We start from the raw sequence: 8,040 nt of genomic DNA, 5'->3' as shown, positions 1-8,040 counted from the left end.
TGGATAATCTTTTTCAGATTCAATTAGTAATTGAACCGCTCTTTCTCTGATTTCAGGGGTATAGTTTGGTTTTTTCATCGGAATAGTCTCTCAGAATATTGACTCTCCGACAAACCCGGTACGGTTCAGTTTTATTACGGACCCAGTTTAGCTACAGTATCAGCTTTGTGGCTCTATGGGTATTTCTAAGCCCCGTACTTTTTATCTTTATCTTAAAAATGAATAAAGCATTTTAGTATTTATTTAAAATCAGAAAGTAGTAAACAGCCTAGTGTGCTATTCACACGCCCTTTATTAAACCAATCTACCCAGTATCTGCTAAACCTTGCCAATCTGCTTTTAAATACCTCAAATGCATTATTTTGGCTAGAATCAGAAATTTAAATTGGTAGGTATTTGGTAGGTAGGATTCTTTTTAGCTTCATCCAATACTCATATTACGGTGAGGGTCACCGATAAAATAATCAATCAATGGTAGAAGGAATCACCCCATGGCTTTTAAAAATATTGCAGATCAAACTAACGGTTTTTATATTCCCTGCGTTTCACTTTTTGGTCCGGGCTGTGCTAAAGAAATCGGGATAAAAGCACAAAATTTAGGCGCCAAGAAAGCACTGATTGTAACTGATGCTGGCCTGTTTAAATTTGGTGTTGCAGATGATATTGCAGATTATTTGAAAGAGGCAGGTGTTGACAGTTATATTTTCCCAGGTGCGGAACCCAATCCAACTGATATTAACGTGCATCATGGAGTTGAAGCTTATAATGAAAATGCCTGTGATTTTATTGTATCGTTAGGTGGGGGCTCATCACATGACTGTGCCAAAGGCATCGGTCTGGTCACTGCAGGTGGCGGACATATCCGTGATTATGAAGGGATTGATAAAAGTACCGTTCCGATGACACCACTGATTGCAATCAATACCACGGCAGGGACGGCTTCGGAGATGACACGTTTCTGTATCATTACCAATACCGATACCCATGTGAAAATGGCGATTGTAGATTGGCGTTGCACACCACTCATTGCGATTGATGACCCTAAACTGATGTTGGCCAAACCTGCCGGCCTGACTGCGGCAACAGGGATGGATGCTCTGACACATGCGGTCGAGGCCTATGTATCTACGGCTGCTAATCCCATCACTGATGCCTGTGCAGAAAAGGCGATCACCATGATCAGTGAATGGCTCAGTCCCGCAGTGGCGAATGGGGATAATCTAGAAGCACGGGATGCCATGAGCTATGCTCAATATCTTGCCGGAATGGCCTTTAATAACGCCTCTTTAGGATATGTGCATGCGATGGCACATCAGCTCGGAGGCTTCTACAACTTGCCGCATGGTGTTTGTAATGCAATTCTGCTCCCCCATGTTTGTGAATTTAACCTGATTGCTTGTCCTGAACGTTATGCCAAAATTGCCCAATTGATGGGGGTGAATACAGAAGGCTTAACCGTAACTGAAGCAGCTTATGAAGCGATTGGCGCCATTCGTCAGCTTTCGGCTTCAATTGGTATTCCATCTGGGCTGACGGAATTGAATGTAAAAGAAGCTGACTTGGCCATCATGGCGGAAAATGCACAAAAAGATGCCTGCATGCTGACCAATCCACGTAAAGCCAGCCATGCCCAAGTGGTAGATATTTTTAAAGCGGCGATGTAGTGCCTCAATGTAAGTCTTCTCTCCAAGCATCTGACTTACATTTTTAACAGCCCCTGTTTCACTTCCTGAGGAAGTGTGCCAAGAGCAGACATGCATTTTCCTGTTCCTGGCTGATCCTTTTGCCTTCATAAGAGGATAAAAGCGGGGGGTGTTTCTTTTTTATGAAGTCCCCTTCATTATGAATATCGACATTAATCCCATGGTAGAAAAATGCCACTATTTTTTTAGCCCGTTCTAGCCACAAATAAAATTTCATAGCGTATTATCTTACGATTATATTTGATCCCTGAGGAATAAACTGCGCGTCCTTCAAATGACATGAAGGTGAGCGTAGCTGATATCAAGCATCTAGGCAAACGGCAAACTGGGTAGCCACTGATAAAAATTTTAGGATCAGGTTCAGTCTAAATTAATAAGTAAACTCACAGTAAGCAAGGATAATACTTAATATTCCAGAATATTCCTATTTTAACTGTTTAGCTTTGTACCGACAGTTACATCAGCTTTAAAGATTTTTATATTTTAACAGAGTCTGATGAACGGGATGGTTTTTGGGCATCAGTTCAATCAGGCGTTCTACAGCATCAATCGCTTCAGGAAAATGTGCCACATGTTTCAGCAAGACATCGGTTTCATTAGCCTTGAAAATGGCATCGCTCAGGCGTGATTCCAGACAATCTCTCCAGGCGCATAGAAATGGACTTTCTGTTTTGGCCAGAAATACGCCGGTACATAATTTCAAGGCTGAATCGATATACCCAGCATCTAAAGATTGCTCTGTCATTAAAAAATCAGCCTCTACATGCGCCAATAAACGATAGGGTCTGGAACCCAGCATACCACCTAATAAATCGCGTAATTGTGACATTTCTGCTTTTAAAGTCCCCATACTGACCTTGCGCTCGCCATATAAGGCTTGATGCAATGTATCTAGACTCAGACCCTGCGGACATAAGGCTAGAATGGTCAGAATTTCAATCTGTCGAGGAGTCAGAACCAGCATCTTGCCATTAAACAGCACTTGAGGTACTGAAAAAGCTCGAATAAACAGGCGCTGCTTCTGGCATTCTAGTAGAGCCGACTGGATGATCGTAGCACAGCGCTCCGCAGCTAGTAGTGCTAAACTGTTATGCTTTGGCCAGGTAGTCGACAGATCAATGACACCTAAGACCTGTTTTGAATAGGGATCAATAATCGGGGCAGCGTAACAAACCCAATCATGAATGGAGGACATGTAATGTTCACTGGAAAAGACACAGCTGGATTGTTGAGTTTTTAAGGATAATGCCAATGCATTGGTTCCGACTAGCTCTTCGCGCCATTGCCCACCTTCAATAAAATGTACACTTTCTGCGGCACTTTGCATTTGTGGGCTAGAAGCTGCCCAAATGATGGTGCTGCCGATATCTCCGACCGCCAGCACCATAGAAGATTGCTCGGCAATATGTTTTAAATCCTGAGCACAATGTTGCAGGGCTTGGGCTAAAGTTGAGGAAGAAGTGGTCTTTTTTAAATCCGTCAGCGGTGCTGCTAAACGATTCTTCGGGATTTCAGCCGAGGATGAACGTTGCCAGGAGCTGGCAATACTCTGTCCCAGCTGTTCTGCATGTAAGGGAGACAAACTGCTGTTTTGCCGAAGCTGATCAGTATTGTGCCTTTTTTCCATCAAATCTTGTTTTGTCATCATTCCTTATTCTCACAACAATTCATGATTTACATCCGCTGTAATCGTTATTTTTTTAAAATGGATGAAAATATCGTGAACATGCTAGCTCCAACCTTTTTCCAACCTTATACCAGTTATATTAATCAAATAAGATGCAGAAGTACCTTATACCAAAGCTGTAGAAGCGGTTTTGCCATACGAAAATAAGCAAAGGAAATAAATATGCGTTACGTCGATCCTAATCAACCTGATTCAAAAGTTCATTTTAAAGCACAATACGAGAATTTTATTGGCGGCGAATGGGTCGCTCCGGTCAAAGGTGAATACTTTGACAACATCTCTCCGGTAGATGGCAAAGTCTTTACCAAGGTTCCGCGTTCTTCTGTAGAAGACATTGAATTGGCCCTGGATGCAGCGCACAAAGCCAAAGAACAATGGAACAGAGCATCGCCGACCACCCGCTCCAATATTCTGTTGAAAATTGCCGATCGTCTGGAACAAAATCTGGAACTGCTGGCAGTGGCAGAAACCTGGGATAACGGCAAACCGATCCGTGAAACGCTGGCTGCCGATATTCCGCTGGCGATTGATCATTTCCGTTATTTTGCCGGCTGTATTCGTGCGCAGGAAGGCGGCATTTCCGAAATTGATGAAGATACGATTGCTTATCATTTTCATGAGCCGTTGGGCGTCGTGGGTCAGATTATCCCGTGGAACTTTCCGATTCTGATGGCTGCCTGGAAACTGGCACCTGCCCTGGCTGCGGGCAACTGCATTGTGTTGAAACCTGCAGAACAGACTCCGGTCAGCATTCTGGTGCTGGCTGAACTGATTCAGGATATTTTGCCACCGGGTGTCCTGAATATCGTCAATGGTTATGGGGTTGAAGTCGGTCGCCCGCTAGCCACCAACCCACGCATTGCCAAGATTGCCTTTACCGGTTCCACCGCCGTCGGTCAGATGATCATGCAATATGCCACCGAAAATATTATTCCGGTGACGCTGGAACTGGGGGGTAAATCACCGAATCTGTTCTTTGCCGACATCATGGATCAGGAAGACGATTATCTGGACAAAGCGCTGGAAGGTTTTGCCATGTTTGCCCTGAACCAGGGTGAAATCTGCACCTGTCCATCGCGTGCGCTGATCCAGGAAAGTATTGCTGACGAATTTCTGGCGCGTGCCGTTGAACGGGTGAAACGGATTAAAACCGGGCATCCGCTGGATACTGACACCATGATTGGCGCGCAAGCCTCACAGGAACAGCAGGACAAGATTCTGGGCTGTATTGCCACTGGTCGTGAAGAAGGCGCACAGATCCTGACTGGTGGTGAAGCACGTCAGGAAGTGGGTCAAGGTTTCTATATTGAGCCGACTATCTTTAAAGGCACCAATGACATGAAGACCTTCCAGGATGAAATCTTCGGGCCTGTATTGGCTGTGACCACCTTTAAAGACTTTGATGATGCGATCAAGATCGCCAACGATACGATTTACGGACTCGGTGCCGGGGTCTGGTCACGCTCAGCGCATACTTCCTACCGTGCTGGCCGTGCCATTCAGGCCGGTCGGGTCTGGACCAACTGTTATCACATCTACCCTGCGCATGCGGCTTTCGGTGGCTATAAAAAATCCGGCATTGGTCGTGAGAATCACAGAATGATGCTGGATCATTATCAACAAACCAAAAATCTGTTAGTGAGCTATTCGACCAAACCAGCCGGGTTCTTTTAAGAAGTGAAATACATTCAAAGCGAACTTCGGTTCGCTTTGAATGTATGGTAGCTAGCTTTCACAAAATATCAGCAACATCTTCAAGCTGCGGCCAATTCAAATAAAGTTTTTAGTCTATAAACACTTTTTTTAAAGGAAAGAGCATCACCTCAAATTTCTATTTGCAATAGTGTCATTTCAAGATAATTTCACTCTATAAAGATTTCGCCACATTCTCCAGCCATTCAGTGCAAGAAGAATAAAGAGAAAATAGAGTACGGCTGTTAAATACAATGATTTATGGGTGTACATACCGACATAAATCACATCTAGAACACACCACAAGCCCCAGCTTTCAATATATTTTTTTGCCGCCCAATAACTTGCCACCAAGCTAAAAGAGGCTAACATGGAGTCCAACCAAGGTAGTGACGCTGCGGTGAAATGAGCAAATAAGGCACCAATCACCAGACCAGCGACAATACCCACAATCAGGCTATATACCCAGATTTTTTTATTCAAATAGCCAATCTGTACAGTCAGATCCTGGTCTTGATCTTTCTTCGACCAGCTATACCAGCCATAGAGTTGCATCAAGATAAATACGGCTTGTAATGCTGCGTCTGCAAATAAATTGACACGATAAAAAATAATGATATACAGAAATACAGCGACAATATTCACTACCCAGCAGGCTTTATATTGTTTAGACGTCAACCAGACACCTAAAACATTTAAAATGAACGCTGCAATTTCTATATTTTCCATAGCAATATAACCTGATTAAGCAGCCAATTTAGAAGTTCAGATTGAATGACAAGGTTGCTGTACGCGGCGAACCCAAGAATAAATAATCGTCACCCAAAAATTCACCTGCATCACGCCAGTATTTCTTGTTGAACAGATTATTAATATTCAAGCGTAGCAATGCATCGGTCGTATTTAGCTTAAATTGATAAGCAGCGCCTAAATCAACCACACTATAACCTGCGACTTTCGCAGCACCCTCTTTGTTAGCATATTTGCTGGAACTGTATTGACCACCTGCCAGAACAGTGAAACCTGCAATGCTCGGTACGTTATAGCGAAGATGTGTTGCGAAACGAACTTTTGGCACGTTTTGCGCCTGATGATTGCCATATTCAACCGCTTCTACATTTTCTAAACGGGCTTTAGTCAAGGCTAAAGATGAAGTTAAGGCCAGATGATCGGTTAATGCACCATTCAGTCCGAGCTCCAGACCCTGACTATGTTGTTCGCCTTCCGCAACAAAATAGCGAAGTCCTGAAATCGGCTTGCTATATTGGTTGTCTTGGTGTAAATCAAATAGCGAGGCAGTCAATAAAAACTGCTTGATCTGTTGTTTTAGGCCAATTTCATATTGCTCTGAATAGATCGGCGCTAGAGTTTCAGCAGCATTCTCTGCAAACCAAGGCGCTGTCTTTCCATCTGACAAACCTTTGGCATAAGAGGCATACAGAGTTGTTGACTCTACCGGGCTATAACTCACTGCAAACTGTGGTAAAAATTTGCCTAAATCCGTATCACGAACTTTTATTACCTGCTTACCCTCTGCATCATAAGCATGTGCTTGTTCATCAAGCTCGATCCATTTTCCACCAATCAAAGTAGACCATTTCTCATTCCACTCAATACGATCTAAAACCGTAAAAGCAGTCTGTTCACTATCTAAAGCTTTAAAATAAGGACCTAGATTTCCTTCTTCTGGGATCCTGTCGTAGGTATCTTGGTAAATATTACCAACATAGTCTTCTGAATTTATGTACTGGTTTATACCGTTGTAACGATTTCTAGATTTATCGGTGTAAGTCAAATCAAAGTTAAGGTGATGTTGTACCCAATTGGTATCAATCACCCCATCCAATTTGACTTTAAATTGATTGGTTTTAAAGGTGTCATCCGGATTACGAAAATCATAAATATCATACTCGCCAGCTTTACCAAACGTGTTACAAGAATACTCTTCCAGACAGCCTTCCCGATAATAACCATAAGCAAAGCTTGAATAGTCATCAACTCTGGATTTACTGTGTGCTGCAACGAGTCCCAAGTTCCAGTCATCATTCAATGCATAGCTATATTTTAAACTGCTATTCAGACTATCGATCGTGACCGGTTTGCCCCAAGTCTGATAACCCAGCAATCGGTCCCATTTCACATTTTCTGGGACTTTACCATCCAGTAATTGATAACCTGGCACTGATTTTTGTTCGGAACGCTGTGCTTCAAGATCAAATTCTAATTTGGATTGCTCAGATGTTTTCCAATCTAAGGCCAATGCCGCTAGATAGCGTTCACCATCGACATGATCGACATAAGACTCCATCTGTTCATTCACCAGATTGATGCGATATCCGAATTGTTGCTCATCACCCCAAAAACCACCGAGATCAGTTGCCACTGAAAACTGGCCGTGTTGATCGGCCGAGAATGTCAGTGCCTGAATATCTTTCGGTCGCTTGGTGACATAATTCACAACCCCACCCGGGGTCGACATCCCACTTTGAATCGCGGACATGCCTTTTAAAATTTCCACACGTTCTTTATTTTCAAGTGCGACGTTTTGTTCACCACGAATCACATTGCCATTAATGAGGTAGCTAGATGCCAAATCGAGTGCAAAGCCACGCGAGACAAAGTTTGGATAATAGCCAATTGCAGCATAGCCCTCACCGATGGCTGCATCATTTTTTATAACATCGCTCAGCACACGGGCATGTTGTTCAGCAATAAGATCAGCAGTCAAAATAGAGACCGATGCAGGTATTTTTTGCAGACTGTCCGTAGCAAATCCCTCAACATTCACTTTAGCACTCGAGTAAGGAATGCTTTGATCGGCTGTGATAACAATCGTGTCAAGCTTTTGAACATCGTCTTCAGCATAAGTCAGCGGGACTAAACACAGCTGCGACAGAATGATCATATTTAAAGATCGGATTAATACATTCTGTTTGAGTTGACGAGTGTTCATACGAA

Annotated in this window: 5 protein-coding genes; 2 read left to right on the top strand and 3 right to left on the bottom strand. The window is 43.3% G+C overall.

The features are described from left to right. Positions 1 to 491: 491 nt before the first annotated feature. Entirely contained in the window at positions 492 to 1,664 is a 1,173-nt protein-coding gene (locus tag FTU82_RS11810) for an iron-containing alcohol dehydrogenase (RefSeq protein ID WP_004733137.1), read from the top strand. Positions 1,665 to 2,169: 505 nt separating this feature from the next. On the opposite strand, the gene FTU82_RS11805 is transcribed toward FTU82_RS11810, so the two are convergent. After that, on the bottom strand, positions 2,170 to 3,351 hold the full coding sequence (locus tag FTU82_RS11805; RefSeq protein WP_004647792.1) for a hypothetical protein: 1,182 nt from the start codon (positions 3,349 to 3,351) through the stop codon (positions 2,170 to 2,172). A gap of 201 nt (positions 3,352 to 3,552) precedes the next feature. On the opposite strand from FTU82_RS11805, the gene FTU82_RS11800 reads away from it, so the two are divergent. Beyond that, positions 3,553 to 5,064, top strand: coding sequence for an aldehyde dehydrogenase family protein (locus FTU82_RS11800; protein WP_103800506.1), 1,512 nt, complete (start codon positions 3,553 to 3,555; stop codon positions 5,062 to 5,064). 177 nt (positions 5,065 to 5,241) lie between these two features. Here the strand turns inward: FTU82_RS11800 and pnuC are convergent, their stop codons facing one another. Together pnuC and FTU82_RS11790 are read right to left on the bottom strand one after the other, a co-directional pair. Continuing rightward, a complete protein-coding gene (pnuC, locus tag FTU82_RS11795) occupies positions 5,242 to 5,811 on the bottom strand; it encodes a nicotinamide riboside transporter PnuC (RefSeq protein ID WP_103800505.1) in 570 nt (189 codons plus the stop codon). Positions 5,812 to 5,839: 28 nt separating this feature from the next. Beyond that, positions 5,840 to 8,035, bottom strand: a complete 2,196-nt coding sequence (locus FTU82_RS11790; RefSeq protein WP_180001647.1) for a TonB-dependent siderophore receptor — start codon at positions 8,033 to 8,035, stop codon at positions 5,840 to 5,842. Positions 8,036 to 8,040: the final 5 nt, after the last annotated feature.

It is taken from the genome of Acinetobacter sp. YH12151, from assembly GCF_013418355.1.
In the GTDB taxonomy this organism is placed as follows: domain Bacteria; phylum Pseudomonadota; class Gammaproteobacteria; order Pseudomonadales; family Moraxellaceae; genus Acinetobacter; species Acinetobacter pseudolwoffii.
Note: the sequence above shows the minus strand (reverse complement) of the source record. Positions and strands in the feature narration are given on the sequence as shown.

Coding starts and splice junctions, on each gene's coding strand:
- FTU82_RS11790 (WP_180001647.1), bottom strand. CDS start 8,035: ATGAACACTCGTCAACTCAAACAGAATGTATTAATCCGATCTTTAAAT.
- pnuC (WP_103800505.1), bottom strand. CDS start 5,811: ATGGAAAATATAGAAATTGCAGCGTTCATTTTAAATGTTTTAGGTGTC.
- FTU82_RS11800 (WP_103800506.1), top strand. CDS start 3,553: ATGCGTTACGTCGATCCTAATCAACCTGATTCAAAAGTTCATTTTAAA.
- FTU82_RS11805 (WP_004647792.1), bottom strand. CDS start 3,351: ATGATGACAAAACAAGATTTGATGGAAAAAAGGCACAATACTGATCAG.
- FTU82_RS11810 (WP_004733137.1), top strand. CDS start 492: ATGGCTTTTAAAAATATTGCAGATCAAACTAACGGTTTTTATATTCCC.